Raw genomic sequence first — 809 nt, forward strand, 5'->3', positions numbered from 1 at the left:
CTTGTCGAGACTATTTCCAACAGGAGAGATTCTTGATGATGATTTGTTAACAAGCGGTAAGTTCAATCTTCCAATCGAATATATTGAACGGCTTACAAAACTGTATAGCCAATTAATAAACATCGAAATGGAAAATATTGAAATAAAAAAAGTAAGTGATTTCAAGTCAGGCCCTGAATTTATAAGCTCAGTTGAGGGAATTGATTCAAATACAATTTCATCTGGTGAGGATAATCTATTCATTATATTAAAGGCATTAGTTTCACTATCTTATTACTTTGAAAGTTGCATCAACAAGGAAAATTGCAGATCTATATTATTAATAGATGAATATGATGCTACTTTACATCCCTCGCTGCAAGAAAAATTATTTGATCTAATAAATGAGTATTCAGAAAAGTATTGCATTCAAGTATTCATGACCACACACAGCTTGTCTCTGTTAGAATATGCGATTGAAAATAAAAACAAAGTAATCTATTTGCTCAATAATTATACCGATGTTGATTTAATCGAGAATCCATCGATAGTTGACATCAAAATGCATTTAAAAAATGACACAAGAGATAATATATACAATAAAAAAAGAATACCTATTTTTATGGAGGATGATGAAGCCAGATTTGTCATCAATCAAATTTTCGAATATTTTAGTGAATGCGATAAAAAATTCAGATTGGCAAGTAGATTTTTCCATTTCGTCCCCTGTAAAATTGGTGCCGACAATCTTGCAACCATTTTTAAAGACCCCTATTTATTAGAAACCTCTTTGAAATCCATTTGCATTTTAGATGGTGATAAAAAAAATG

General features: G+C 30.3%; 1 protein-coding gene. It reads left to right on the forward strand.

Going from position 1 to position 809, the window contains the following annotated elements:
- On the forward strand, positions 1 to 809 hold an 809-nt coding region (locus C5687_RS24310; protein ID WP_158252241.1), incomplete at both ends, for an AAA family ATPase.

This window comes from Enterobacter sichuanensis, from assembly GCF_002939185.1.
GTDB lineage: Bacteria > Pseudomonadota > Gammaproteobacteria > Enterobacterales > Enterobacteriaceae > Enterobacter > Enterobacter sichuanensis.